At 75.8% G+C, this 25,492-nt stretch carries 25 protein-coding genes; 16 read left to right on the top strand and 9 right to left on the bottom strand.

Going from position 1 to position 25,492, the window contains the following annotated elements; all coding sequences use genetic code 11:
• Positions 1–4: 4 nt before the first annotated feature.
• The 4 genes from ACI79F_RS03810 to ACI79F_RS03795 form a co-directional block, all read right to left on the bottom strand.
• Positions 5–877, bottom strand: a complete 873-nt coding sequence (locus ACI79F_RS03810) for a TauD/TfdA dioxygenase family protein (RefSeq protein ID WP_456544216.1) — start codon at positions 875–877, stop codon at positions 5–7.
• A gap of 20 nt (positions 878–897) precedes the next feature.
• Entirely contained in the window at positions 898–1,713 is an 816-nt protein-coding gene (locus ACI79F_RS03805; protein WP_456544217.1) for an ABC transporter ATP-binding protein, read from the bottom strand.
• Positions 1,706–2,764 carry a taurine ABC transporter substrate-binding protein gene (locus tag ACI79F_RS03800; protein WP_456544218.1) on the bottom strand — a complete coding sequence of 353 codons (1,059 nt, stop codon included), beginning with the start codon at positions 2,762–2,764 and terminating at the stop codon, positions 1,706–1,708. Before ACI79F_RS03800 ends, ACI79F_RS03805 begins: the two co-directional genes overlap by 8 nt.
• 73 nt (positions 2,765–2,837) lie before the next feature.
• Entirely contained in the window at positions 2,838–3,701 is an 864-nt protein-coding gene (locus ACI79F_RS03795) for an ABC transporter permease (protein ID WP_456544219.1), read from the bottom strand.
• A gap of 412 nt (positions 3,702–4,113) precedes the next feature.
• On the opposite strand from ACI79F_RS03795, the gene ACI79F_RS03790 reads away from it, so the two are divergent.
• On the top strand, positions 4,114–4,875 hold the full coding sequence (locus ACI79F_RS03790; protein ID WP_456544220.1) for a VOC family protein: 762 nt from the start codon (positions 4,114–4,116) through the stop codon (positions 4,873–4,875).
• Positions 4,876–4,915: 40 nt separating this feature from the next.
• Here the strand turns inward: ACI79F_RS03790 and ACI79F_RS03785 are convergent, their stop codons facing one another.
• From ACI79F_RS03785 to ACI79F_RS03775, 3 genes are read right to left on the bottom strand one after another with little or no spacing between them, the layout of a single operon-like run.
• Positions 4,916–5,341: a PPOX class F420-dependent oxidoreductase gene (locus ACI79F_RS03785; protein WP_456544221.1), complete on the bottom strand. Its 426-nt coding sequence runs from the start codon at positions 5,339–5,341 to the stop codon at positions 4,916–4,918.
• Between the two features lie 4 nt (positions 5,342–5,345).
• Positions 5,346–6,314 carry a pirin family protein gene (locus ACI79F_RS03780; protein ID WP_456544222.1) on the bottom strand — a complete coding sequence of 323 codons (969 nt, stop codon included), beginning with the start codon at positions 6,312–6,314 and terminating at the stop codon, positions 5,346–5,348.
• Positions 6,315–6,342: 28 nt separating this feature from the next.
• Positions 6,343–7,344 carry a pirin family protein gene (locus ACI79F_RS03775; RefSeq protein WP_456544223.1) on the bottom strand — a complete coding sequence of 334 codons (1,002 nt, stop codon included), beginning with the start codon at positions 7,342–7,344 and terminating at the stop codon, positions 6,343–6,345.
• Positions 7,345–7,509: 165 nt separating this feature from the next.
• Here ACI79F_RS03775 and ACI79F_RS03770 point away from each other — a divergent pair, with 165 nt between their 5' ends.
• The 5 genes from ACI79F_RS03770 (at position 7,510) to ACI79F_RS03750 (ending at position 12,899) form a co-directional block, all read left to right on the top strand.
• Positions 7,510–8,550, top strand: coding sequence for a methylenetetrahydrofolate reductase C-terminal domain-containing protein (locus ACI79F_RS03770; RefSeq protein ID WP_456544224.1), 1,041 nt, complete (start codon positions 7,510–7,512; stop codon positions 8,548–8,550).
• Entirely contained in the window at positions 8,543–9,307 is a 765-nt protein-coding gene (locus ACI79F_RS03765) for a class I SAM-dependent methyltransferase (protein ID WP_456544225.1), read from the top strand. Before ACI79F_RS03770 ends, ACI79F_RS03765 begins: the two co-directional genes overlap by 8 nt.
• A 126-nt stretch (positions 9,308–9,433) precedes the next feature.
• On the top strand, positions 9,434–11,035 hold the full coding sequence (locus tag ACI79F_RS03760) for a circularly permuted type 2 ATP-grasp protein (protein WP_456544226.1): 1,602 nt from the start codon (positions 9,434–9,436) through the stop codon (positions 11,033–11,035).
• Positions 11,029–11,979, top strand: coding sequence for an alpha-E domain-containing protein (locus ACI79F_RS03755; protein ID WP_456544227.1), 951 nt, complete (start codon positions 11,029–11,031; stop codon positions 11,977–11,979). Before ACI79F_RS03760 ends, ACI79F_RS03755 begins: the two co-directional genes overlap by 7 nt.
• Positions 11,979–12,899 carry a transglutaminase family protein gene (locus ACI79F_RS03750; protein WP_456544228.1) on the top strand — a complete coding sequence of 307 codons (921 nt, stop codon included), beginning with the start codon at positions 11,979–11,981 and terminating at the stop codon, positions 12,897–12,899. Before ACI79F_RS03755 ends, ACI79F_RS03750 begins: the two co-directional genes overlap by 1 nt.
• 59 nt (positions 12,900–12,958) lie before the next feature.
• Here the strand turns inward: ACI79F_RS03750 and ACI79F_RS03745 are convergent, their stop codons facing one another.
• Positions 12,959–13,735 carry a hypothetical protein gene (locus ACI79F_RS03745; RefSeq protein ID WP_456544229.1) on the bottom strand — a complete coding sequence of 259 codons (777 nt, stop codon included), beginning with the start codon at positions 13,733–13,735 and terminating at the stop codon, positions 12,959–12,961.
• Positions 13,736–13,998: 263 nt separating this feature from the next.
• Here ACI79F_RS03745 and ACI79F_RS03740 point away from each other — a divergent pair, with 263 nt between their 5' ends.
• Both ACI79F_RS03740 and ACI79F_RS03735 read left to right on the top strand, forming a co-directional pair.
• Positions 13,999–15,810 carry an ABC-F family ATP-binding cassette domain-containing protein gene (locus tag ACI79F_RS03740; protein WP_456544230.1) on the top strand — a complete coding sequence of 604 codons (1,812 nt, stop codon included), beginning with the start codon at positions 13,999–14,001 and terminating at the stop codon, positions 15,808–15,810.
• A 15-nt stretch (positions 15,811–15,825) separates the two neighbouring features.
• Entirely contained in the window at positions 15,826–16,281 is a 456-nt protein-coding gene (locus ACI79F_RS03735; RefSeq protein WP_456544231.1) for an SRPBCC family protein, read from the top strand.
• An 84-nt stretch (positions 16,282–16,365) separates the two neighbouring features.
• On the opposite strand, the gene ACI79F_RS03730 is transcribed toward ACI79F_RS03735, so the two are convergent.
• Positions 16,366–17,079 carry a hypothetical protein gene (locus tag ACI79F_RS03730; protein WP_456544232.1) on the bottom strand — a complete coding sequence of 238 codons (714 nt, stop codon included), beginning with the start codon at positions 17,077–17,079 and terminating at the stop codon, positions 16,366–16,368.
• Positions 17,080–17,224: 145 nt separating this feature from the next.
• Here ACI79F_RS03730 and ACI79F_RS03725 point away from each other — a divergent pair, with 145 nt between their 5' ends.
• The 8 genes from ACI79F_RS03725 to mnhG all read left to right on the top strand — a co-directional run bounded on the left by ACI79F_RS03725 (position 17,225) and on the right by mnhG (position 25,492).
• The gene (locus ACI79F_RS03725; protein WP_456544233.1) at positions 17,225–18,406 is read left to right on the top strand and encodes a sensor histidine kinase; all 1,182 of its coding nucleotides are present in this window, start codon (positions 17,225–17,227) and stop codon (positions 18,404–18,406) included.
• Positions 18,403–19,062 carry a response regulator gene (locus ACI79F_RS03720; protein WP_456544234.1) on the top strand — a complete coding sequence of 220 codons (660 nt, stop codon included), beginning with the start codon at positions 18,403–18,405 and terminating at the stop codon, positions 19,060–19,062. Before ACI79F_RS03725 ends, ACI79F_RS03720 begins: the two co-directional genes overlap by 4 nt.
• A 72-nt stretch (positions 19,063–19,134) precedes the next feature.
• Complete coding sequence (locus ACI79F_RS03715) at positions 19,135–21,993, top strand: Na+/H+ antiporter subunit A (protein WP_456544235.1); 2,859 nt, start codon at positions 19,135–19,137, stop codon at positions 21,991–21,993.
• Positions 21,990–22,493, top strand: coding sequence for a Na(+)/H(+) antiporter subunit C (locus tag ACI79F_RS03710; protein WP_456544236.1), 504 nt, complete (start codon positions 21,990–21,992; stop codon positions 22,491–22,493). Before ACI79F_RS03715 ends, ACI79F_RS03710 begins: the two co-directional genes overlap by 4 nt.
• Entirely contained in the window at positions 22,490–24,172 is a 1,683-nt protein-coding gene (locus ACI79F_RS03705) for a Na+/H+ antiporter subunit D (protein ID WP_456544237.1), read from the top strand. The genes ACI79F_RS03710 and ACI79F_RS03705 overlap by 4 nt, the downstream gene beginning before the upstream one ends.
• Positions 24,169–24,756, top strand: coding sequence for a Na+/H+ antiporter subunit E (locus tag ACI79F_RS03700; protein ID WP_456544238.1), 588 nt, complete (start codon positions 24,169–24,171; stop codon positions 24,754–24,756). Before ACI79F_RS03705 ends, ACI79F_RS03700 begins: the two co-directional genes overlap by 4 nt.
• Positions 24,753–25,082 carry a monovalent cation/H+ antiporter complex subunit F gene (locus ACI79F_RS03695; RefSeq protein ID WP_456544239.1) on the top strand — a complete coding sequence of 110 codons (330 nt, stop codon included), beginning with the start codon at positions 24,753–24,755 and terminating at the stop codon, positions 25,080–25,082. Before ACI79F_RS03700 ends, ACI79F_RS03695 begins: the two co-directional genes overlap by 4 nt.
• Positions 25,079–25,492: a monovalent cation/H(+) antiporter subunit G gene (gene mnhG / locus ACI79F_RS03690; protein WP_456544240.1), complete on the top strand. Its 414-nt coding sequence runs from the start codon at positions 25,079–25,081 to the stop codon at positions 25,490–25,492. The genes ACI79F_RS03695 and mnhG overlap by 4 nt, the downstream gene beginning before the upstream one ends.

Genomic DNA, 25,492 nt, shown 5'->3' with positions numbered 1-25,492 from the left:
TCGCTCAGGCGGCGGCGGAGGCGGGGCCGACCGGGACGTCGCCGCGCAGCGTGACGCGGTGCATGATCCGGCGGAAGTCGCCGTAGTCGCGGTTGGCGTAGTGCAGCGTCGAGCGGTTGTCCCACATGGCGACGTCCCCGGCCGACCAGCGGTGCCGCACGACGTGCTCGGGCTTGGTCAGGTGCGCGTAGAAGGCGTCGAGCAGGCCGCGGCTCTCGGCCTCGGACACCCCGGCGACGTGCGAGGTGAAGCCGGGGTTGACGAACAGGCTGCGCCGCCCGGTCTCGGGGTGGACCCGCACCACCGGGTGCTCCACCGGCTCCAGCCGGGTGTACTCGCCGTCCTCCCAGCGGTTCCCGCCGCGCTGGGCCAGGTGGTAGCCCCACTCCCGGTTGCCGTCGTGCACCGCGGTCAGCCGGTCGGCCAGCGCGCGCACCGGCGCGGACAGCGAGGCGTAGGCGGCCTCGGCGTCCGCCCACGAGGTGTCGCCGCCGACCGGCGGCAGCTGCACGGCGCGCAGGATCGAGCCCAGCGGGGGGCGCCGGACGAAGGTGACGTCGGTGTGCCAGGTGTCGGCGAAGCCGTTGTCCGCCGCGTCCAGCGAGTAGATCTCCGGGTGCTCGTCGTCCAGGCCGCGGACGACGGGGTGGGACGGCGTCAGCTCGCCGAGCCGCCGGCCGAGCAGCACCTGGCTGTCCGGGTCCAGCCGCTGGGCCGGGAAGAACAGCACCTTGTGCTCGACCAGCGCGGCGCGGACGGCCGCCAGGGTCTCGTCGGAGGCGGTGGCCAGGTCGACGCCGGGGATGCGGGCGCCGTGGAACGCGCCGAGGCGCTCGACGGTGAGCAGGTCGGTCGGGACGGGGGCGGCGAGGGTCATGGCGATCTCCTTCGATCGGGTCAGCTGGCGACGGAACGGACGGCGGCCCCGATCTCGGCGCGCAGCGCGGCGTAGCCGGGCAGGCCGCGGAGCTCGTCGGGGGAGAGGCCGGAACGGGGCAGGTCCACGGGCACGTCGAGGGCGACGGTGCCGGGGGCCCGGGTGAGGACGACGACGCGGGTGGCGAGGAAGACCGCCTCGTCGACGCTGTGGGTGACGAACACCGACGTCGTGCCGACCTCGGCCGACACCCGCCGCAGGTCCTCCTGCAGCCGCTCGCGGGTGAGCGCGTCCAGGGCGGCGAACGGCTCGTCGAGCAGCAGCAGCGGCGCCGAGCCGGCCAGCGCGCGGGCGATGGCGACCCGCTGCTGCTGACCGCCGGAGACCTCCCAGGTGCGCCGCCGCTCGGTGCCGGCCAGGCCGACCCGGTCGAGCAGCTCGGCCACCCGGGCCGGGCGCCGGTCGCGGGGCACGCCGGCCAGCCGCAGCGCCAGGTCGACGTTGCCGCCCACGGTCCGCCACGGCAGCAGGCGGGACTGCTGGAACACGACGCCGGCCTGCCGGCCGGGTTCGGGGACCTCGCCGCCGACGAGCACGGAGCCGGAGGTGGGCTCCTCGAACCCGGCGATCAGCCGCAGCAGCGTGCTCTTGCCGCAGCCCGAGGGCCCCACCAGCACGAGGAACTCGCCGGCCGGCACCTCCAGCGACACCGGCCCGAGCGCGGGGACGGCCGACGGGCCGTGCCCGTAGGTGTGCGCGACCGCGCGGACGGACAGCGGGGCACCCCCGGCCGGGGCGGGGGCCCTGGCCGGGGAGCCGGTGAGCGCACTACTCACCGGCGACGTCCTCCTCGAGGCCGTCGGTGTAGACGGCGGCCTGCAGGTCCTCCAGTGACGGCGCCTCGGGGATCTGCTGCTGCTCGACGAGGAACTCCGCGGCGTCCTGCAGGTTGGTGGCCAGGTTGCCGGGCGCGTCCGGCGTGCCCAGCCACTCGGAGGTGGTCAGGTCGGCCGGGTCGAGGAACACGCCCTGGGAGAGCTGCTCGGCGGCGTCCTCGGGGCTGATGCCCAGCTGGCGGGCGACCGCCTCGGCCGCGGCGTCGGGGTCCTCGGCGATGAGCCGCAGCGCGCGGGCCTGCACCTGCCGCCAGGCCGAGATCGCCTCCGGGTCCGCCTCGATGAACTCGGTGGCGGCCACCCCGAGGTCCAGGGTCGGCTTGCCGTCGCCGGCCAGCTCCCGGCTGGTCACCAGCGTGGTGCCGGTCTGCTGGATCTCCGACAGCGACGGCAGCCAGGTGTAGGCGGCGTCGATGTCGCCGCGGCTCCACGCCGAGACGATGTCCTGCGGCTGCAGGTCGACCAGCGTCACCTGCGAGGAGTCGACGCCGGCCCGGTCGAGGGCGGCCAGCAGGCTGTAGTGCGCGGTCGAGCTGAACGGCGTCGCCACCGTGTGGCCGACGAGGTCCTCGACCGACTCGATGCCGGTGCCCTCGCGGGCGACCAGCGCCTCGTTGTCGCCGGCGACGTCCAGGATCCAGGTGACCTGGTACGGGATGTCCAGCGGCGAGGAGAGGCCGCGGGCGACCGGGCTGGAGCCGATCGCGGCGATGTCCACGGCCCCGCCGACGAAGGCGGTGTTGATGCTGGCGCCGGAGTCGAACCTGGTCCACTCGACGTCGTACTCGGGCAGCGCCTCCTCCAGCCAGCCCTGGTCCTTGACGATCAGGTCGCCGCTGGGGAAGGCCTGGTAGGCGATGCGGATGATGCCCGCGCCGTCGCCGTCCCCCTCGGCGGAGTTGGCGTCGTCGCCGCACGCGGCCAGGCCGGTGACGAGGGCGGTCAGGGACAGGGCTGCGGCCAGGCGGCGCCGGCCGCGGGGCGTGCTCATGAGGGTTCCTTCTCCGTGGGCGACGTGCCGGTGCCCGGGTGGCACCGGGGGAGCGGGGGGACGGCGGCGCGTCTCAGACGCGGCCGCGCCAGGGCACGAGGCGGCGCTCGATCGCGCGCAGCACCCCGTCGATGGCCAGGCCGGACAGGCCGATGGCGAAGAGCCCGAGGATGACGACGTCGGACTGCAGGTAGGTCTGGGCGTCGCGGATCATCCCGCCGATGCCGGGCATGCCGTTGACCGTCTCGGCCGCGACCAGCGACGAGTACGCGATGCCCACCGCCAGCCGGACGCCGGTGACGATCTCCGGCAGCGCCGAGGGCAGCACGACGGTGGTGGTGACCCGCCGGCCCCGGGCGCCCATGGCCCGCGCCGCCTCGACCAGCGCGGTCGGCGCCCCGACCACGGCGGCGGCGGTGGCGACCGCGACCGGCGGCATCGCCGCGATGGCCAGCAGCCAGATCTTCGGCGACTCGTCGATGCCGAACCAGATGATCAGCAGGCTGAAGTAGGCCAGCGGCGGGAGTGCCCGCACGAACGTCACCCAGGGCTCGATCACGACGCGGACCCACGGCAGCGTGCCCATGAGCAGCCCGACGGCCAGGCCGGCGGCGATGCCCAGCAGCGACCCGAGCGCGATGCGCTGCAGGCTGATGCCGAGGTGCTCGACCAGCAGGTGCCCCTGGTAGCCGACCGTGCCGTCGTGCGTCGTCGACGTGCGGATCAGCGCGTCCCACACCGCCCCGGGCGAGGGGAGCAGCACCGGGCTCCAGATCCGCAGCGCGTGGAGCAGCTGCCACAGGCCGAGAAGGGCCGCGGTGGCCAGGACGCGGACGCCCACGCGGTGCCAGCGGCGGGAACTGCGGCGGCGCCGGGCGGTGGGCGCCGGCTCGGCGGGTGCGGTCTCGGCGGCAGGGGCGGACAGCAGGGCGGACACGGGAGCTCCTGGGGCAGGCGGCGGCCAGAGGGCCGCGCGTCAGGGGAGGCGTCCGCGCAGGAGCGGACGCCCGGGGGCCGGCGTCAGGAGCGGCGACAGAGCGCGCTGGACACGCGCGCGTGGTCGACCGTGCGGCGGGAGGTGAGCGGGCTGCGTGTCATGCGCGCACTCCTCCTCCGGCTGGCGGGACGGCGTCCCGGGGTCGACGACCGGCGGAACGCTAGGCCGCCGCGGGCCATCCCGTCAATCCCGATCGGATTGATATGGTTTTCTGCACGCGCCGGCCCCTGCTCCTGGGAGGGCCGTCCGCGATGGCGCGGCGGCCGAGGGGTCCCGCCTCGTGGCGTGCCGAGCCCTGGGAACTGTCGGACGGCGGTGGCAGCGTGACCTCCCCCACACCGGAGGAGGAGCGATGCCCACTCGCGACACCGCCTGGCCGGCCGGCACGCCGTGCTGGGTCGACTACGGCGCCAAGGACGTGGCCGCGGCCCGGGAGTTCTACGGGTCGGTGTTCGGCTGGTCGTTCACCGGCGGCGACGCCGAGTACGGCGGCTATCTGAACGCCGAGCGCGACGCCCGCCCCGCGGCCGGGATGGGGCCGCTGACCAACGACGTGGACCCGCCCGGCTGGACGGTCTACTTCGCCACCGACGACGCGGCCGCGACCGCCGCCGCGATCCGCGAGGCGGGGGGTGCCGTGGTCGTCGAGCCGATGGAGGTCGGGCCGCTGGGCCGCATGGTTATCGCGGCCGACCCGCAGGGGCACGCCTTCGGGCTGTGGCAGTCGGGCCAGCACACCGGCGTCCGCGTGTTCAACGAGCACGGGTCGCTGACCTGGGAGGAGGCCGCGGTCGACGACCTGCCGGCGGCGCAGGCCTTCTACTCGCGGGTGTTCGGGTTCCGCTTCGACGAGATCCCCGACATGGGCGGCTACGCGACCTTCGCCACCGGGGAGCGGCCGCTGGGTGGCCTCGGGCCGGCGCAGCCCGGCCTGCCGACCGGCTGGTCGGTGTGCTTCGCGGTGGACTCCACCGACCGGGCGGTGGCGGCGGTCGAGGCCCGCGGCGGCAAGGTGCTGCACCCCGCGGAGGACACCGAGTTCGGCCGGTTCGCCGTGGTCGCCGACCCGTGGGGCGCGGCGTTCTCCGTGATGGAGGTCGAGCCGGAGGCGTGAGGACGACGGGGCCGGCGCCGGGGGCGGCGCCGGCCCGCGGTCACCTCAGCTGGCCGTAGGCGTGCTCGGGGCGGAAGCGGACGACGAGCCGGCGGTCGCGGACCATCGCGGCGCGGTAGTCGTCCCAGTCGTCGTGCTCGCCGCTGACGCCGCGGTAGTAGGCGACGAGCTCCTCGACCGTGGCGTCGTCCGGCGCCTCGGCGACCGGGGTGAGCTCGGCGGTGCCCTCCACGGCCACCCAGCCCCAGAAGTCGTCGGAGGACACGTGCAGGGTGACCCGCGGGTCGCGCTCGAGGTTGCGGGTCTTGGCCCGGTCGGCGGTCACCGACACCCGGAACAGCTGCTGGTCGGCGTCGTAGGCGTAGCCGACGTTGGACAGCTGGGGGCGGCCGTCGCGCTTGACGGTGGCCAGCACGCCCCACTTCCGGCCGGCGACGAACTCGAGCAGGCGGGGATCGGCCGTCATGCCCTCAGCCTTCCCGGCCACGGGCCTTGAGCGCGACCGGTGGCAGGCCGGGAGCGGGCAGCCGGTCGCCGTCGTAGCCGACCACGGCGCCGAAGCGCTCGTGCTCGGCGTTCCACTGCTCGGCGAAGGCGGCGATCTCCTCGCCCGAGCGGCCGACGAAGTTCCACCACATGACCAGCCGCTCCTCGAACGGCTCGCCACCCAGCAGCAGCAGCTTTACGGGCTCGGCGGTGCGGATCCGGACCGTGCGCCGGCCGGTGCCGAGGTACAGCAGCTGGCCGTGCCCGAGCGGCGCGCCCTCGACGTCCGCCCCGCCGGAGGCGCCGAGCAGGGCGTGCTCGAACCCCGGCTCCAGCGGCAGCTCCACGTCGGCGCCGGCGGCCAGGTCGAGGTCCACGCCCAGCAGCGGCGTGTGCGCGGTGCCGGGCGAGATGGCTCCGCCGAGGGAGCCCATCAGCACGGTCGCCGTCAGCCCGTCGGAGGTGAACCCGGGCAGGGTGGCGTGGTGCTCGAACGCCGGCGCGACGTCCCGGGCGGCGTCGGGCAGCGCCACCCACAGCTGCGCCCCGTGCAGGTAGCGGGGGTGGTGGACCGGCGACTGCTCCGAGTGCGCGATCCCGTGCCCGGCGGTCATCAGCGCGAGCTCGCCGGGGCCGAACTCGACGTCGCTGCCCAGGGAGTCGCGGTGGTGCACCCGCCCCTGCAGCAGCCAGGAGACGGTCTGCAGGCCGGTGTGCGGGTGCGGTGCGACGTGCATGCCCGGGCCGGCGGCGACGTCGTCCGGGCCGTAGTGGTCGACGAACGCCCAGGCGCCGACCAGCCGCCGGCCCAGGGTCGGCAGCAGCCGCCGGACCCGGGTGCTCCGGCCGAGCTGGACCTCCTTGCCGGGCAGGAGGTCCAGCACCGGCCGGGTGGCGGTGTCCGCCGTGCCACCCAGCACGCGCGCAGGGGGACGGGTGTCCAGGTTGCTCATGGCGGGCCTTCCGCGGGCAGAGGCGCCGTCAGGCTTCCGGCGTCTGCCCAGTCTCGCCCCGGACGCCGCCGTGCGGAACATGCTGCGCGGGGATCGAGCCGAGCCGACCGGCCTGGAAGTCGGTGAACGCGTCCATGACCTCCTGCCGGGTGTTCATCACGAACGGCCCGTACATGGCGATCGGCTCGCGGATGGGCAGGCCGCCGAGGACGACGACGTCCAGCGCCGGGGTCCGCGACTCCTGCTGTCGTGCGCCGCTGATCGTGATCGTGTCGCCGGGGCCGAAGACGGCGAGCTGGCCGGTGCGGACCGGCTGCCCGTCGGGGCCGACCGCGCCGGCGCCGGAGAGCACGTAGACCAGGGCGTTGAAGTCCGGCCGCCAGGGCAGGTCGAGCGTCGCCCCGGGAGCGATCGTGGCGTGCACCATGGCCATCGGGCTGTAGGTGGACCCGGGGCCCTGGTGGCCGGCGACGTCCCCGGCGATGACGCGCAGGAAGGCGCCGGCGTCCGGGCTGGCCAGGAGCACCGCCTCCTGGGCCCGCAGGTCCTGGTAGCGCGGCTCCACCCACTTCTGCGCCCGCGGCAGGTTCACCCACAGCTGCAGGCCGTGGAACAGCCCGCCGCTGACGACGAGGGCCTCCGGCGGCTTCTCGATGTGCAGGACGCCGCCGCCCGCGGTCATCCACTGGGTGTCGCCGTTGCTGATCGTGCCGCCGCCGCCGTGGGAGTCGGCGTGCTCGAAGGTACCGTCGATGATGTAGGTGACGGTCTCGAAGCCGCGGTGCGGGTGCCACGACGTGCCCTTGGGCTCGCCCGGGGCGTACTCGACCTCGCCCATCTGGTCCATGTGGATGAACGGGTCCAGGTCGCGCAGGTCCACGCCGGCGAAGGCGCGGCGGACCGGGAAGCCCTCGCCCTCGAACCCGGACGGCGCGGTGGTCACCGAGCGGACCCGGCGGCGGACCGTCCCGGGGGCGGGCGCGGGGACGCGGGGCAGGACGGTGGTGTCCTCGACGGTGATGGCGGGCATCGCGGCCTCCTTGAGTTGAGAGCTCAACTACCTGTGGCCACCCTAGCGTGCCGGGGCCCCGAGTTGTTCCCGCCGGCCCCTCGACGAGATCTGCACGGTGGACGGCGTCAGGCGCTGATGCCGTCCACTGTGCAGATCTCGCCCGGGATGGCCAGGGTGGACGGCGTGCCGTCGTCGCCGCTCGCCGACCTGCCGCCCCGCGAGGGCTGCCCCAAGCGCATGGTGTTCGGCCCGTGCGGCGGGGTCCGCGACGACGAGGGCTGCGAGGTGGCCGAGCACCGCTGCGTCTTCGTCGGCGCGCCCGCGGTGGCCTGGCCGGAGCCGCCGCCGGCCGCCCCGCCGCCGCGGCCGGGCAGCCTGCTCGACCGCGCCCGCACGCGGCCGGTGGTGCTCACCGACCTGTCCGTCGTCCCGTACGACCCGGACTCCCTGCGTCGGGTGGTGGGCGTGGTCGGCCCGGTCTCCGACGGCCTGCTCGTCGGCGAGCACGCCAACCGGCCGGACTTCCCGCCCGCGGTGGTCGCCGCCGAGGTGCACGCCGCCGGCGGCCGGCTCTGGACCACGCTGGCCTGCCGCGACCGCAACCGCGTCGTGCTGGAGCAGGAGGTGGCGGGCCTGGCCGCGCTCGGGGTGGACGGCGTCCTGTGCGTCACCGGCGACGCCCGCGGCCCCGGCGTCCGCCCGGGCGCGACGCAGGTGTTCGACCTCGACGGCCCCCGGCTGGCCGCGCTCGCCACGGCCGCGGGCCTGCCGGTCGCCGTCCCCGAGTCGCCGGCCGCCCCGCCGGTGGACCTGCGCCCGGCGCGGGTCGCGCAGAAGCAGCGGGCCGGCGCGCAGCTGTGCGTGCTCAACCACGTCCGCACCCCGGCCGAGGTCGCCCGGTTCGTCGCCGCGGCGCGGGCCGCGGGCGCCACGCTGCCGTTCGTGGCCGCGGTCGCCGTCTACACCGACGAGCGGTCGGCCCGGGTGCTGCAGCGCTTCCCGGGGCTGCACCTGGACGACGCCGTGGTCGAGGAGGTCCTGGCCGCGCCGGACCCGCGCGAGGCCGGCGTCGCCGCCGCGGTCGCCGAGGCGCGGGCGCTGCTGGCGATCGACGAGGTCGCGGGCGTGAACCTGTCCGGCCTGGCGTCGGCGGACGGGGAGGACGCCGGGGCGCGGGTCAAGGCCGAGGTCGCGGAACGGATCAGGGAGGAACACGGTGGCTGAGCTCGAGACCGAGGCGATGGAGGCCGAGTTCGGCACGGTCGCCGGCTGGACGGAGCAGGCGGTGCGGGCCCTCGGGCCCGACTCCGCGATCCCGGCCGGCTGCCGCGGCAGCGGCAGCGAGGGCGCGCTGCGCTGGCTCGCCGACGGACTGGACCTGCGGGCGGGCGCCCGCGTGCTCGACGACGGCGCCGGCGTCGGCGGGCCGGCCGGCTGGCTGGCCGCCGACCGGGGCGTGCGGGCGGTCTGCGCCGAGCCGATGGCCGAGGCCGCCGGGGCCGCGCGGCGCCTGTTCGGCCTGCCGTCGGTGGTCGCGACCGCGCAGGACCTGCCCCTCGCCCGCGGCTCCTTCGACGCCGCCTGGTGCCTCGGCGTGCTGTGCACGACGCCGGACAAGGCCGCCGCGCTCGCCGAGCTGCGCCGGGTGCTGGCCGACGGCGGCCGGCTCGGGCTGCTCGTGTTCGTCGCCGTCCGGCCGCTGCCGCCGCCGCTGCCGGAGGGCAACGTCTTCCCGTCGGAGGACGAGCTCACCGGCCTGCTCGCCCGCGCCGGGTTCCGGCTCGACGCGACCGGCCGCGCCGACCTCGCCGACAGCCCGCCGGAGTGGTCGGACCGCGCGGACGCCGTCGACGCCGAGATCGAGCGCCGGCACGGCGGCGACCCGCGCTGGGCGGAGGCGCAGGAGCAGTCCCGCCGGGTGGGCCGGCTGCTGTCCGACGGCGCGCTCGTCCCCTGGCTGGGCCTCGCCACCGCGGTCTGACGCAACGAGATCTGCACACTCGTCACCATCAGCGCTTGATGCCGTCGAGTGTGCAGATCTCGTCGAGGGAACGGGCGTCCTCGTCTCGAAACGCGGCGGACACACGGCCGAACTACGGTCCCGGCCATGGCGGACCTCTTCGACGGTTATCCGCTCGGGCAGCAGTGGGACGAGATGTTCGGCACGCCCGGCGCCCCGCGGCCGGCCTACGCCGGGCTGTTCACCTCGCTGCAGCCGATGGCCGGCGAGGAGCTCTCCGCCCGCGCCGACCTGCTCTCCCAGACCTACCGGGACGCCGGGGTCACCTTCGCCCACGCCGGCGAGGAGCAGCCGTTCCCGCTCGACATCGTGCCGCGGGTCATCGGCGCGGAGGAGTGGGACGTCATCGAGCGCGGCGTCGCCCAGCGGGTGCACGCGCTCGAGGCGTTCCTCGCCGACGTCTACGGTGCCGGCCAGGTCCTCGCCGACCGGGTCGTGCCGCGCAGCGTCGTCACCTCCAGCGCGCACTTCCACCGCCAGGCCCACGGGCTGGTGCCGCCCAACGGCGTACGCGTGCACGTGTCGGGCATCGACCTGGTCCGCGACGAGGCCGGCGACTTCCGGGTGCTGGAGGACAACCTGCGCTCGCCGTCGGGCGTCAGCTACGTCATCACCAACCGGGCGGCGATGAGCCAGGTGCTGCCCGAGCTGTTCGCCGACCACCGGATCCAGCCGGTCGACGACTACCCGACCCGCCTGCTCGCCGCGCTCAAGGCCTCGGCGCCGGCGAACGTGGCCGACCCGACCGTCGTCGTCCTCACCCCCGGCGTCTACAACTCCGCCTACTTCGAGCACGCGCTGCTGGCCCGCCAGATGGGCGTCGAGCTGGTCGAGGGCCGCGACCTGGTGTGCGCCGGCAACCAGGTGAGCATGCGGACGACGGACGGCCAGCGCCGCGTCGACGTGATCTACCGCCGGATCGACGACGAGTACCTCGACCCCGTGCACTTCCGCCCGGACTCGGTGATCGGCTGCGCCGGCGTCCTCAACGCCGCCCGCGCCGGCCGGGTCACGATCGCCAACGCGGTCGGCAACGGCGTGGCCGACGACAAGCTGCTCTACACCTGGGTGCCGGACCTGATCCGCTACTACCTCGGCGAGGAGCCGGTGCTGGCCAACGCCGAGACCCACCGGCTCGACGACGAGGACACCACCCGCTGGGTGCTCGACCGGCTCGACCAGCTGGTGCTCAAGCCGGTCGACGGCTCCGGCGGCAAGGGCATCGTCATCGGCCCGCGCGCCGACGAGCGCACGCTCGCCGACCTCGCCGTCAAGGTGCGCGCCCGGCCGCGGGACTGGATCGCGCAGAAGCCGATCGGCCTGTCCACCTGCCCGACGCTGATCGGCGGCCGGATCGCCCCGCGACACGTGGACCTGCGCCCGTTCGCGATCAACGACGGCGACCGGGTGTGGGTGCTCCCGGGCGGCCTGACCCGGGTCGCCCTGCCCGAGGGCGAGCTGGTCGTCAACTCCAGCCAGGGCGGCGGCTCCAAGGACACCTGGGTGCTCAGCCGCCCCCGCCCGGCGAGCGAGCCCGAGGAGGTGCCGGACCTGACCCGCATCGAGTTCACCGCCGCCGACCTGCCCGACGAGCCGCCCGCGCAGGACCCGGGCCCGCTCAACGACACCGTCGTCGGCCAGTCCCAGCAGCAACAGCAGGCTGCGGACGGGGGGACGGCGCCGTGCTGAGCCGGATCGCCGAGTCGCTGTTCTGGATCGGCCGCTACGTGGAGCGCGCCGACGACACCGCCCGCATCCTCGACGTGCACACCCAGCGGCTGGTCGAGGACCCGTGGATCGACGAGCGCCGCGCCTGCGCGAACCTGCTGGCGCTGATGGGCTCCCCGTGCCCGGCGGAGGAGGCCGACACCGAGCGGGTGCTCGCCACGCTGGCCTTCGAGCGGGACAGCCCCAGCTCGATCGTCGGCGCCCTGTCGGCCGCGCGGGAGAACGCCCGCGGCGCCCGCGAGGTGCTCTCCGGGGAGATCTGGGAGTCGCTGAACGTCACGCACAACGCCCTGCCGCAGCAGCGCACCATGGCCCGCCGGTACGGGCCGCACTCGCTGTTCCGGTTCGTCCGGGAGCGGTCGGCGATGGTGTTCGGGCTGGCCGACTCGACGATGAGCCGCGACGAGAGCTGGCTGTTCCTCGTGCTCGGCCGCTCGCTGGAGCGGGTGGACATGACCGCCCGGATCATCAGCACCCGGGTGCTGGCCGGGGACGCCGCGCCGTCCTGGACGCTGGTGCTCCGCTCGACCGGCGCCTACGAGCCCTACCTGCGCACCTACCGCGGGGTGGTCGACTCCAGCCGCGCCGCGGAGTTCCTGCTGCTGGACCGGCTGTTCCCGCGGTCGGTGTTCGCCGCGCTGGACCAGGCGGAGAGCTGCCTGGCCGAGCTCGAGCGCAGCACCGTCCGGGACGCGACCCGGATCGGCGTGGCCGGCGAGGCGCACCGGATCGTCGGCCGGGCCCGGACGCTGCTGGAGTACATGAGCACCCCGGAGCTGCTGTCCCGGCTGCCCGCGCGGCTGGAGGAGCTGCAGCGCACCTGCTCGGCGGCCAGCGCCGCGGTCAGCGCACGGTTCTTCACCGAGCAGGCCCCGCAGGTGTGGGTGCCCGAGGGGGTCGCCTGATGGAGCAGTTCCAGGCCCAGCTGGGGCAGTGGCAGACGCAGGGTCCGCAGGGGCAGGCGCAGGGCGGCCGGCCGTCGTCCCGCTGGCGGCTGCAGGTGGTGCACCGGACCCGGTTCTCCTACGCCGGCCGGGTGCGCTCGTCGTACAACGAGGCGCGGCTGACGCCGGAGAACAGCGGCCGGCAGACGACGCTGCGCTCCCGGGTCGAGATCGAGCCGGCGGCCACGGCCTCCACCTACCGGGACTACTGGGGCTCCACGGTCACCGCCTTCGACCTGCACTCCCCGCACGAGGAGCTCGTCGTCACCGGCACGTCGATCGTCGAGGCCGGGCCGGAGCCGGGCGCTCCCGCGCACGTCGGCTGGGCGGCGCTGCGCGGCCCCGAGGTGCGCGAGCAGTACGGCGAGCTGCTCGGTCCCACCGCCCTGACCGCGGTGGACGACGAGGTGGTCGAGGAGGTCCGCGCCGCGGTGGGGGAGCTGCCGCCGCACGAGACCGCGGCGGCGGTCTGCCGCCTGGTGCGCGGGCACATGGAGTACCTGTCGGGCGCCACCCACGTGAAGACGACGGCGATGCAGGCCTGGCGCCGACGCCAGGGCGTCTGCCAGGACATCTCGCACGTCACCGTCGGGCTGCTGCGCGCGCTCGGGCTGCCGGCGCGCTACGTCTCCGGCTACCTGCACCCCACGCCGGACGCCGCCGTCGGGCAGACGGTCACCGGCGAGAGCCACGCCTGGGTCGAGTGGTGGGACGGCGGCTGGTGCGGCTTCGACCCGACGAACTCCGTGGCCGTCGGCCCGCGGCACGTGACCCTCGGCCGCGGCCGGGACTACGGCGACGTCGCGCCGTTCCGCGGCATCTTCTCCGGCGCGGGCAGCCAGGGGCACACGGTGACCGTGGAGGTCACCCGCCTCGCCTGAAGGAGGACCCCCTCGCCCCCCACCGCTCGCGAGCTCGCGGCGGGACCCTGCGAGCGGTCCTAGGCGTAGTCCTTGAGCAGGCGGGCGACGCCGGTCGGGGCGTCGTCGGTGTCCTCGTCGGGGAGCACCTCGACGCGGTCGGCCAGCCGGGGGCGCCAGGCCGGCGGGGCGGCGTCGAGCCAGGCGGCGCCGGCGTCGGTCAGCCGGCCGTCGCTGCGCAGCGGGGCCCAGCCGCGCAGCACCCGCAGCGCCTCGGCGGCGGTGACTAGGACGGTGCCGACCCCGCGGCGGCGCAGCGCCGGCTCGACGCTGACGGCGTCGACGATCCCCGAGCGGTTGTACCAGCGGACCTCGCCGATCCGGTCGGCCATCCGCACGCCGGCGGCGGCCACCTCCCGCGGCGTCACCACGACGCCCGGGCGGAAGGCGCCGCCGGTGAAGGCCAGCAGCGAGGACGCCGGGATGTTGCTGGTGGCGTGGTGCAGCTCGACGAACCACAGCGGCGGGCACAGCTCGGCGAGGGTCTCGGAGGCGTCGATCCGCACGACGGCGCCGTCGGTCGTGCGGTACCGGACGTCGACCAGCCAGCCGGCCGGCCGGCGGCCGCGGGACTCCAGCGCGGTCAGGTCGACCGGCGTGCCGTCGGCGAACCGCTCGGAGTTGACCGCGACCAGCGAGTGCTCGCGCGAGGCCGGGCCGTGCTCGGCCACCCGGGCCCACCAGACCGACGCGGGCGGTGCCGCCGGCGTCTCCACCGCCACCAGGTGCGGGCGGGCCGGCCGCGCCGGCAGGGCGAGGTGGAGCGCGTCCTCGGCGTGGGCGACGGCGGTGGTCATGGCGTCCTCCTGGTGCTGGGCCCGCCGGGGCGGGGGTGTGCGTCTCCCTGGCGGGGACCGGCCGCGCGGCCGGTGACCGGGAGCCTCTGCGAGGGCGCTTGTGCGCTCCTTGCAGACGACTGGTGGGCCGGTCCGGCCGGCGTCCCCGACCCTCCGGCGCCGGGTGTCCCGGGAGCCAGGGGCAGCGGTCCCGGACCGGCCGGGACCGGGCTCCGCGGGCGTGCGGATACTGGGGCGGTCATGGATCCCGATCGCAGCCGCCGATGAGCGCGCCCCTGAACCTGGTCAACCTCGAGCGGGTGTCCAAGGCGCACGGCACGACCGTGCTGCTGGACGACGTCTCCCTCGGCATCGCCGCGGGCGAGCGGATCGGCGTCGTCGGCCGCAACGGCGGCGGGAAGACGACGCTGCTCGAGGTCCTCACCGGGGTCGAGCAGCCCGACTCCGGCCGGGTCACCCGCCGCGGCGACCTGGCGATGGGCGTCCTCGACCAGTCCGGCACCCTCCCGCCGGGGACGACGGTCCGCGACGTCGTCCTCCCCGCGTCGCGGTTCGCCTCCGAGCACGAGTGGGCCGCCGACCCGGCCGTGCGCAGCGTGCTGGCCGGCCTGGAGCTCGACCGCCTCGGCCTGGACTCCCCGGTGGAGACCATGTCCGGCGGCGAGCGGCGCCGGGTGGCGCTGGCCGCCCAGCTGATCCGCCCGCTGGACCTGCTCGTGCTCGACGAGCCGACCAACCACCTCGACGTCGAGGGCGTGGCCTGGCTGGCCGACTACGTCAAGCGGCGCAGCGGCGGGCTGCTCGTGGTCACCCACGACCGCTGGTTCCTCGACGCGGTCTGCACGACCACGTGGGAGGTCGCCGACGGGGACGTGCACGCCTACGAGGGCGGCTACTCGGCCTACACGCTGGCCCGCGCCGAGCGGGCGCGGATCGCGGCGGTCACCGAGGAGCGCCGGCTGAACCTGGTCCGCAAGGAGCTGGCCTGGCTGCGCCGGGGGCCGCCGGCCCGCACCAGCAAGCCGCGGTTCCGGATCGAGGCGGCCGAGGCGCTCATCGCCGACGAGCCGCCGCCGCGCGAGAGCATGGAGCTCAAGGGCTTCGCCGCCCGCCGGCTCGGGAAGACGGTCTTCGACGTCGAGGACGTCGACCACGCCGTGCACACCCCGGCCGGCCCGCGGGAGCTGTTCCGCGACCTCACCTGGCACGTCGGCCCCGGCGACCGGATCGGCGTGGTCGGGGTCAACGGCGCGGGCAAGACGACGCTGCTGCGGCTGCTGCTCGGCGAGATCGAACCCGACCGCGGGCGGGTGGTGCAGGGGCAGACCGTCGCGGCCGCCTACCTCTCCCAGCACGTCGCCGAGCTCGACCCGCGGCTGCGGGTGCTCGAGGCGGTGCAGGAGGTCTCGCGCATCGCGCGGGTGGGCAACACCGAGATCTCGGCGTCCTCGCTGGCCGAGCGCTTCGGCTTCGCCGCGTCCCGCCAGTGGACGCCGGTGGGCGACCTCTCCGGCGGCGAGCGGCGGCGGCTGCAGCTGCTGCGGCTGCTGATGGGCGAGCCCAACGTGCTGGTCCTCGACGAGCCGACCAACGACCTGGACATCGACACCCTCACCGCGCTGGAGGACCTGCTCGACGGGTTCGCCGGCACCGTGCTGGTGGTCAGCCACGACCGCTACTTCGTCGACCGCGTCTGCGACTCGGTGGTGGCGCTGATGGGTGACGGCACCATCGCCGCCCTGCCCGGCGGGGTGGAGGAGTACCTGGCCCGCCGTGCGGCGGGCGAGGCGGCGCTGTCGGGCGGGCACGCCGGCACCGGCGTCCCCGCGCCGTCGGCCCCCGCGGCGGGCCCCTCCGCGGCCGAGGCCCGGGCGGCGAAGAAGGAGGCCGCCCGGCTGGAGCGGCGGTTGGCCAAGCTGGAGGCCGACGAGCAGCGGCTGCACGAGCAGCTCGCCGCCGCGGCCACCGACCACGCGCGGGTGACGGAGCTCGACGGGCAGCTGCGGGCCCTGCTGGCGGAGAAGGACCAGGTCGAGACCGACTGGCTGGCCGCCGCCGAGGTGGCCGAGGGCTGAGGGGAGCGCGGCGACATGCGGGACGTGGAGGTCCGCCGGCACGTACGGGCGCCGGTCGAGCGGGTCTGGGCGGTGGCCACCGACCTCGCGGGTGCCCCGCAGGTCCTGTCGGGCGTCGACGCGGTGGAGGTGCTCACGCCCGGCCCGTTCGGCGTCGGCACCCGCTGGCGGGAGACCCGGACGATGATGGGCCGGTCGGCGACCGAGGAGATGGCCGTGACCGCGGTCGAGCCGCAGCGGGCCTACACGGTGGAGGCGGCGAGCTCCGGCGTCCGCTACGTGTCCACCTTCGCCTTCGCGCCGGCCGCCGACGGCGGCACCGACGTGCGGATGACCTTCGGGGGCACGCCGTCCTCCGCCGTGGTGCGGGTGCTGGCGGCGGTCACCGGGCCGCTCGTGCGCCGGTCGGTGACCCGGGCGCTCGACCGCGACCTCGCCGACCTCGCCGCCGCCGCCGAGCGCGGGGCCTGAACCGGCCCCGTGCCCCGCCTCCCGGAGGAGACGGGGCACGGGGGCGACGGACACGGGCGCGGTGGCGGTCAGCGGACGGCCGGGTCAGGCGGCGACCGCGGCCTCGGCGCGGCGGCGCTGGATCATCCGCAGGCCCACCACGGCGGTCGGGATCGCGCCGACCAGCGCGAAGCCGGCGTAGGGCAGCGGGGCGAAGACCAGCGCGGCCGAGGCGACGGTGCACGCGACCGGCGCGGCGAGCAGCCACCAGGAGATCACCCCGGCGCGGGCCAGGCCGGCGACGGCCACGATCGGCCCGAGGATCCCGAACAGCGTGACGATGCCGACCACGGCGACGCCCGGGTTGGCCTGCACGACGCCGAACAGCTCCTCGGCCCGGTCGGCGGGCAGCTCGCGGCCGATGGCGGCGGTCCAGTAGTCGTAGAGGACGAAGCCGGCCACGGTCACCAGGCCCAGCGCGGACATCAGCGCGCCCACGATCGTGGGGATCCGGCCCCGGCGGCCCCGGACGAGGGCCGGCGCGGCCAGCCAGGCCAGGCCGAGCACGAGGTTGCCGTAGTGCAGCAGCACCGCCGACAGCGTCGTCTGCCCCTCGTCGCGGGCCAGCGAGGCGATGTAGTCGGCGTCGGACGGGGAGTCCCACGGCGGGGAGGTGGCCAGGCCCGCGACGTAGAGCAGGGAGCCGGCGATCAGGGCGCCGCCGGCGAGCGGGAGCATCAGCGAGCCGGCGCTGCGCCCGGCCGGGGCGGGGGCGGCCGGGACGGTCGAGGGGGCGGGGGGCATCAGGTTCGTCGTCATGGCGAGAACGCTAGGAACCGGGCTCTGACCTGCGCGTCCGTCGCGACGAACCGATCCGGTTCCGCCGCACGGCGGATGGCGGACGGCGCGCCGTCCGTCCTGAGGGGGATGCCCGGGCCGCCGCGGGGCCCCTAGCGTGCTCGCCATGCCTCGCTGGTCAGCCACGCACCCCGGCCTCGCCCGCCTGCTGTGGCCCGGCGTCGGCCTGCTGCTGGCCGTGCTGTCGGTCGTCGAGACGGCGATCGACGAGACGTTCTCCTTCCCGCTGGTCACCTGCCTGCCCGGCGTCGCCGTCGGCGCGGTGGTGGCGGTCTGCGCGTCCTGGCCGGCGACGGCCGCGGTGGTGGGCGCGCTGTGCGTGCTCGGCAACTACGGGCTGGGCACCCCCGGCCCCGGCGGTGCCCAGCTGGTGGGCATGGCGCTGCTGGTGGGCCACGCGGCCGCCGTGCTGCCGCTGCGGCGCGGCCTGCGCGCGGCGGCCCTGGCCACGGCGGTCGTCATCGGGGCGGGCGTGGCGTTCGGCCCCTCGACGTGGGAGGCCATGTTCTACCTGCTGGTCACCGGGGTGGCCTGGGGCGTCGGGGTGCTGGTCCGGCAGTCGCGGGAGCGCTCGCGGGAGCTGCAGGTGCTGGCCGCCCGGCTGGCCGCGCAGCAGGAGGCGGTGGCGTCGGCGGCGGCCGTCGCCGAGCGGGCCCGGATCGCCCGCGAGGTGCACGACTCGGTGGCGCACTCGGTGAGCGTGATGGTGCTGCAGATGGGCGGCCTGCGGCGGCTGCTGCCGGACCGGCCCGACGCGCAGGAGGTGCTGCGCGGCCTGGAGCGGCTCGGCCGGGAGTCGGTCGACGAGATGCGGCGGGTGGTCGGCATCCTCCGCGAGGAGGCGGACGGCGACCCGGCCCCGCAGCCCTCGCTGTCCCGGCTCGAGGCCGTCCTGGACGGGCTGCGCGGCACCGGGATGCCGGTCGAGCTGGTGGTCACCGGCGAGCCGGCGGAGCTGCCCCAGCTGGTCGACGTCTCGGCCGTGCGGGTCGTGCAGGAGGCGCTGTCCAACGTGGTGCGGCACGCCGGCGCGGCCGCGACCCGGGTCGAGGTCGCCTGGGCCGCCGACCGGGTGACCGTCACCGTCACCGACGACGGCCGGCCCCGCCTGCCCCGCCCGCCGGCCGGCACGGCGCCCGGCGGGCACGGCCAGCTGCACATGCGGGAGCGGGTCACCGTCGCCGGCGGCACGCTCACCGTCGGCCCGGTCCGCGGCGGCGGCTACCGCGTCCGGGCCTCCTTCCCGGTCCCCGCGACGGCGCCGGCCGCGGCGGAGGTGTCGGCGTGACGATCCGGGTGGTCCTGGTCGACGACCAGTCGATGATCCGCACCGGCCTGCGGATGGTGCTCGCCGCCGAGCCCGACATCGAGGTGGTGGGGGAGGCCGCGGACGGCGCCGAGGGCGTCGCGGTGGTCACCCGGCTGCAGCCCGACGTCGTCCTGCTCGACGTGCGGATGCCCGGGATGGACGGGCTGGAGGCCGCCCGGCGGATGGTCGCCGCCCGGCTGCCCACACGGGTGGTCGTGCTGACCACCTTCGACGAGGACGAGTACGTGGCCGCCGCGCTGCGCGCCGGCGTCAGCGGCTTCCTGCTCAAGGTGGCCCCGCCGGAGGACCTGGTCGCCGCCGTCCGCACCGTCGCCGCGGGGCAGGGGCTGCTGGACCCGGCCGTGACGCTGCGGGTCATCGAGTCCTTCGCCGCCGCCCCGGCGGCCGACCCCGGCGCGGCCGGGCGGCTGGCCGAGCTGACCGAGCGGGAGACCGACGTCCTCTCGCTGGTGGCCGCGGGCCTGTCCAACGCGGAGATCGCCGCCCGGCTCTACCTCGGCGAGGCGACGGTCAAGACGCACGTGAGCCGGCTGCTGCTCAAGCTCGGGCTGCGCGACCGGGTGCAGGCGGTGGCCTTCGCCTACGAGAGCGGCCTGGTACGCCCCGGCAGGTAAGCTGGGCCTTACCGCCGGCCGTCAGACCGACGTTCTGTGGTCCCCGAGCCGCCATCGACTCCCGGGAGACCCGTGCTCGCACTGCTGCTCCTCCACCTGCTCGCCGCGCTGCTCGCGCCCGCGCTCGTCCGGTGGTGGGGCAGGCAGGCCTTCCTGGCGCTCGCGCTGGTCCCCGCCGCCACGTTCGTGTGGGTGCTGGTGCAGCTGTCGGCGGTGGTCGACGGCCGGGAGGTCCGCGAGACCGTCGAGTGGATCCCGGCCCTGGACCTGGAGATCGCGCTGCGGCTGGACGCGCTCGCGCTGCTGTTCGCCGCGCTGGTCACCGGCGTCGGCGCCCTGGTCCTGCTCTACTGCGCCCGCTACTTCGGCCCGGACGACGAGGGCACCGGCCGGTTCGCCGGCACGCTGACCGCCTTCGCCGGCTCGATGCTCGGCCTCGTCCTCGCCGACGACCTGCTCCTGCTGTACGTCTTCTGGGAGCTGACCACCGTCTTCTCGTTCCTGCTGATCGGCGGCTCCGGGCGGCGGCTGGCCGCGCGCCGGGCGGCCACCCAGGCGCTGGTGCTCACCACCGCGGGCGGGCTGGCGATGCTGGTCGGGCTGATCGTGGTGGGCCAGGCCAGCGGCTCGTTCCTGCTCTCGGAGGTCGTCGCCGACCCCGGCAGCGGGACGGCGATGACGGTCGGCACGGTGCTGGTGCTCGTCGGCGCGGTCACCAAGTCGGCGATGGTGCCCTTCCACTTCTGGCTGCCGGCCGCGATGGAGGCCCCGACCCCGGTCAGCGCCTACCTGCACGCCGCGGCGATGGTGAAGGCCGGCATCTACCTCACCGCCCGGCTGGCGCCCGGCTTCGCCGACGTGCCGGGCTGGCGCCCGATCGTCCTGGGCCTGGGCCTGGCCACCATGCTCGTCGGCGGCTACCGCGCCCTGCGGCAGAACGACCTCAAGCTGCTGCTGGCCTTCGGCACGGTGAGCCAGCTCGGGTTCCTGCTGGTGCTGGTCGGCGGCGGCAGCCGGGAGCTGGCCGCGGCCGGCCTGACCATGACCGCGGCGCACGCCCTGTTCAAGTCCACGCTGTTCCTCACCGTCGGCGTCGTCGACCACTCGACCGGCACCCGCGACCTGCGGAAGCTCTCCGGCCTCGGCCGGCGGCTGCCGGTGCTCGCCGGCGCGGCGGTCCTCGCCGGGGCCTCGATGGCCGGGCTGCCGCCGATGCTCGGGTTCGTCGGCAAGGAGGCCGCGTTCACCGCGCTGTGGGAGGGCGGGCTCCCGTCGCGCACCGCCGCGGCGTTCGAGCTCACCGGCCTGGTGGTCGGCTCGGTCCTGACCGCCGGCTACACCTTCCGGTTCCTGTGGGGGGCGCTGGCCCGCAAGCGCGGCGTCGCCGACACCGGGGTCGCGCACGCGCCGGGCCCGCTGTTCCTCACCGCGCCCGTCGTGCTCTCCCTCGCCGGGCTGCTGGCCGGGCCGCTCAGCCCGCTGCTGGCGTCGCTGGTCACCGAGTACGCCGACACGCTGCCGCTGCTCGCGCCCGAGTACGAGGAGCTCGCCCTGTGGCACGGCCTGCAGCCGGCGCTGGCCCTGTCGGCGGTCACCGTGCTCGGCGGTGCCGCGCTGTTCGCCGCCCGCGACGTCATCACGCGGTTCCAGCGCCGGTTCGCGGTGGGCGCCTCGGCCGACGAGGGCTACTGGAACGTCATCCAGGGCCTGGACCGGCTCGCGGTGCTGGTCACCGGCACCACCCAGCGCGGCTCGCTGCCGGCCTACCTGGGCACCATCCTCGTCGCCGTCCTCGCGCTGCCCGGCACGATCCTGCTCACCCGGGCGCCGTGGCCGGGGGAGTGGCGGGCCTGGGACACCCCGGTGCAGGCGATGGTCGGCGTCGTCGTCGTCACCGCGGCGGTGCTGAGCCTGCGCATCCGGCAGCGGCTGTCGGCGGTCCTGGTCGTCGGGGTCACCGGGTACGGCACCGCCGTCCTCTTCGTGCTGCAGGGCGCGCCCGACCTGGCGCTGACCCAGTTCCTGGTGGAGACGCTGACCCTCGTCGTCTTCGTCCTCGTGCTGCGCAAGCTGCCCAAGGACATCGGCGAGCGGCACCGGCCGCGGGAGCGGGCGGTCCGGGGCGTCGTCGCCGTCGCCGTCGGCGCCTTCATGGCGGTGGTCGGCGCCGTCGCGCTGAGCTCCCGGACGGCGACGCCGGTGTCGGTCGACTACCCGGACGCCGCCTACGACTTCGGCGGCGGGCAGAACATCGTCAACGTCACGCTGGTCGACATCCGCGCGTGGGACACCCTCGGCGAGATCTCGCTGCTGGTCGTGGCCGCCACCGGGGTGGCCAGCCTGGTCTTCCTGCGCCGGCGGACCGGCGGCGTGGACCGCGCCGAGCGGGCCGAGCTGTCCGAGGACGGCCGGCGCCCGCGCTGGCTGGCCGCCGGCGCCACCCTCGACCCCGCCCGGCGCTCGGTGGTGCTCGAGGTGATCACCCGCGTCCTGTTCCACACCATCCTGGTCTTCTCCGTCTACCTGCTGTTCTCCGGCCACAACGAGCCCGGCGGCGGGTTCGCCGGCGGCCTGGTCGCCGGGCTGGCGCTGGTCCTGCGCTACCTCGCCGGCGGCCGCTACGAGCTCGGCGAGGCCGCCCCGGTCGCGCCCGGCGCGCTGCTGGGCACCGGGCTGCTGTTCGCCGGCGGCACCGGAGTGGGCGGGCTGCTGTTCGGCGGCGAGGTGCTGCAGACGGCGATCCTCGAGGCCACCCTGCCCGTGCTCGGCGACGTCAAGCTCGTGACCTCGCTGTTCTTCGACATGGGCGTGTACCTGATCGTCGTCGGCCTGGTGCTCGACGTGCTGCGCAGCCTCGGCGCCGAGCTGGACCGCCAGGACGACGAGGACGACCCGATCGAGCTCAACGAGGGAGAGGTGGTCGCGCGATGACCCCCACCGTCGTGCTGCCGGTGGTCATCGGCGGCCTCTACGCCGCCGGCGTGTACCTGCTGCTGGACCGCAGCCTCACCCGGGTGCTGCTCGGCTTCCTGCTGCTGGGCAACGCCACCAACCTGCTGCTGCTGTCCGCCGGCGGCCCGGCCGGACTGGCACCGATCCTCGGCGTCTCCGAGCCCGAGGACATGAACGACCCGCTGCCGCAGGCGCTGATCCTCACCGCGATCGTGATCACCTTCGGCGTTTCGGCGTTCGTGCTGGCGATGATCCACCGCTCGTGGCGGCTGGTCCGCCAGGAGGTCGTGGGCACCGACGAGGAGGACCGGCGGGTCGCCACCCGCACCGGCACCGACGCCGACGAGCTCGACCCCGACGACCTCGCGCCGGGCGACCGCATCGCCGGGCACGCCGACAGCCTGAGCAGGCGGGGCGACGGCCCCGGGGAGGACGACGTGCCGGCCGACGACGTCGACCTGCCGGCCGGTGCGCGGTGACCAGCGTCCTGGTCCCGCTGCCGGTCCTGCTGCCGCTGCTCGGCGCGGCCGGCGCGCTGCTGCTGGCCCACCACCCGCGGTCCCAGCGCACGCTCAGCATCGCCGTGCTGGCCGTCGTCCTGGCGGTCTCGGTGGTCCTGCTGCTGACCGCCGACGCCGACGGCCCGCTCGCGGTCGCCGTCGGCGGCTGGCCGGTGCCGCTGGGCATCGTGCTGGTGGTCGACCGGCTGTCGGCGCTGATGCTCGTCGTGGCCTCGACGGTGGCGCTGGGGGTGCTCGTCTTCGCCGTCGGCCAGGGGTCGGCCGACCGGGACGAGGAGACGCCGCTGTCGATCTTCCACCCGACGTTCCTGGTGCTGGTGGCCGGCGTGAGCAACGCCTTCCTGGCCGGTGACCTGTTCAACCTCTACGTCGGCTTCGAGATCCTGCTGATGGCCAGCTACGTGCTGCTGACCCTCGGCGGCACCGCGCCGCGCATCCGCGGCGGGATCACCTACGTGATCGTCAGCCTGACCAGCTCGCTGGTCTTCCTCGCGGCGATCGGGCTGGTGTACGCGGCGACCGGCACGGTGAACATGGCCGACCTGGCGGTCCGGCTTGCCGACCTGCCCGAGGGCACCCAGCTGCTGCTGCAGTCGCTGCTGCTCATCGCGTTCGGGATCAAGGCCGCCGTGTTCCCGCTGTCGGCGTGGCTGCCCGACAGCTACCCGACCGCCCCGGCGCCGGTCACCGCCGTCTTCGCCGGGCTGCTCACCAAGGTCGGCGTCTACGCGATCATCCGCACCCAGACGCTGCTGTTCCCCGGCGGCGCGCTCGACGACCTGCTCCTGTGGGCCGCCCTGGCCACGATGGTGATCGGCATCCTGGGCGCCGTCGCGCAGACCGACCTGCGCCGGCTGCTGTCGTTCACGCTGGTCAGCCACATCGGCTACATGGTGTTCGGCATCGCGCTGGGGACGACGGCCGGGCTGGCCGGCGCGATCTTCTACGTCGCCCACCACATCGCCATCCAGACCACGCTGTTCCTGGTCGCCGGCCTGATCGAGCGCCAGGGCGGGACGACGTCGATCGACCGCCTCGGCGGCCTGGCCCGGCGCTCCCCGCTGCTGGCGGTGCTGTTCTTCGTGCCGGCGATGAACCTCGCCGGCATCCCGCCGCTGTCGGGGTTCATCGGCAAGCTCGGGCTGCTGCAGGCCGGCGTCGCCGACGGCAGCGGCCTGGCGTACGTGCTCGTCGCCGGTGGCGTCGTGACCAGCCTGCTGACCCTGGTGGCGATCGCCCGCGTCTGGACCCGCGCCTTCTGGCGGCCGCCGACGCAGGCGCCCGCCCAGGACACCGCCGCCGCGGCCGCCGCCGACGCGGGCCCCGGGGACGGCGCCGGCCCGGCGGGCGGCGTCGGGGAGCTCACCGCCCGGCAGGCCGCGTGGCGGCGGCACACCGCCGTGGCGACGGCCGCCGACCCGGACGTCGCCCCGGCCGCCGGCGCGGTCCGGGCGCTGCGGCCGCTGCCCCGGGCGATGGTGGCGGCCACGGCCGCCCTCGTGGCGGTCACCGTCGCGCTCACCGGTATCGCCGGCTACCTCTACGGCCTGGCCGACCGCGCCGCCGGCGACCTGGTCGAGCGCGCGCCCTACATCGAGTCGGTGTTCGACGCCCCGGCCGCGGAGGGCGCGACGTGACCGGCTCCGCGGACGGGACCGCCGCCCGGCTCCGGCACCAGCTGCCGCTGCTGGCGTGGCTGGTGCTCGTGTGGATCCTGCTGTGGGGCACCTGGTCCTGGGCGAACCTGCTCTCCGGCGCCGTGGTCGCGCTGCTGGTGACGGTGCTGCTGCCGCTGCCGGGCGTGACCGGCCGGACGCGGGTGCGCCCGCTGCCGCTGCTGCGGTTCGCCGGCCACTTCCTCGTGGACCTGGTGGTCTCCGGCGCCCAGGTGGCCTGGCTGGCGCTGTCGCCGGGCGGCCGGCGGTGCTCGGCGATCATCCGGGTGCAGCTGCGCACCGACTCCGACCTGCTGCTCACCATGGTCGCCGAGTCGCTGTCGCTGGTGCCCGGCTCGATCGTCCTCGACCTCGACCGGGAGGACCGCACGATCACCCTGCACCTGCTGCACGTCCGCGACCGCGAGCACGTGGAGCGGGAGCGGACCGACGTCCTGGTCGTCGAGGACCGCCTGGTCCGGGCGTTCGGGTCGGCCGAGGACGTCGCGGCGCTGGACCGTGACCCGGCCGCCCGCGGGCGGTCGGTGGAGGGGGTGCGGCCGTGACCGTCGTCGGCCTGGTGCTGTACACGCTCATCGGGGGCGGCGCGCTGCTCGCGCTGGTCCGGCTGGCGCTGGGGCCCTCGCTGCTGGACCGGGTGGTGGCCACCGACACGCTGCTGGTGATCATCTCCGCGGGCCTGGCGGTGTACGCGGCGCTGGAGCGGTCGCCGACCGTGGTGCCGGTGCTCGTCGTCGTCTCGCTGCTGGCGTTCGTCGGGTCGGTGTCGATCGCCCGGTACGTGGGCGGGATGCTGCGCGGCTCGGCCACCGGCGACGGGCGCGACCTCGGGCTGCCGGTCGCCGCCGAGGAACGGGAGGGGCGCCGGTGAGCGCCGCCGTCGACGTCGTCGCCTTCGCCAGCCTGGTGGCCGGCGCGTTCCTCTGCCTGACCGCCGGGCTGGGCCTGCTCCGCTTCCCCGACGTGCTCACCCGGATGCACGCCGGGACCAAGCCACAGGTGCTCGGCGTGCTGCTGGTGATGGTGGGCGCGGCGATCCGGCTGCAGGGCTGGTCGGCGGCCTGGATGCTGCTGCTGGTCGCCGCCTTCCAGCTGCTGACCGCGCCGGTGAGCGCGCACATGATCAGCCGGGTCGCCTACCGGCGCCGGCACGTGCGGCGGGACCTGCTGCTGGTCGACGAGTTCGCCCCGGCGGCGCCCGGCGAGAACCTGTACCGCGGCGACGAGCCCGGGGACGCGCCCCCGGAGGCGGCGGACCCGCCGCCGCCCCCGGGGCGCTGA

This window comes from Blastococcus sp. SYSU D00868 (assembly GCF_054050575.1).
This window is presented reverse-complemented; position numbering and strand designations above follow the sequence as displayed.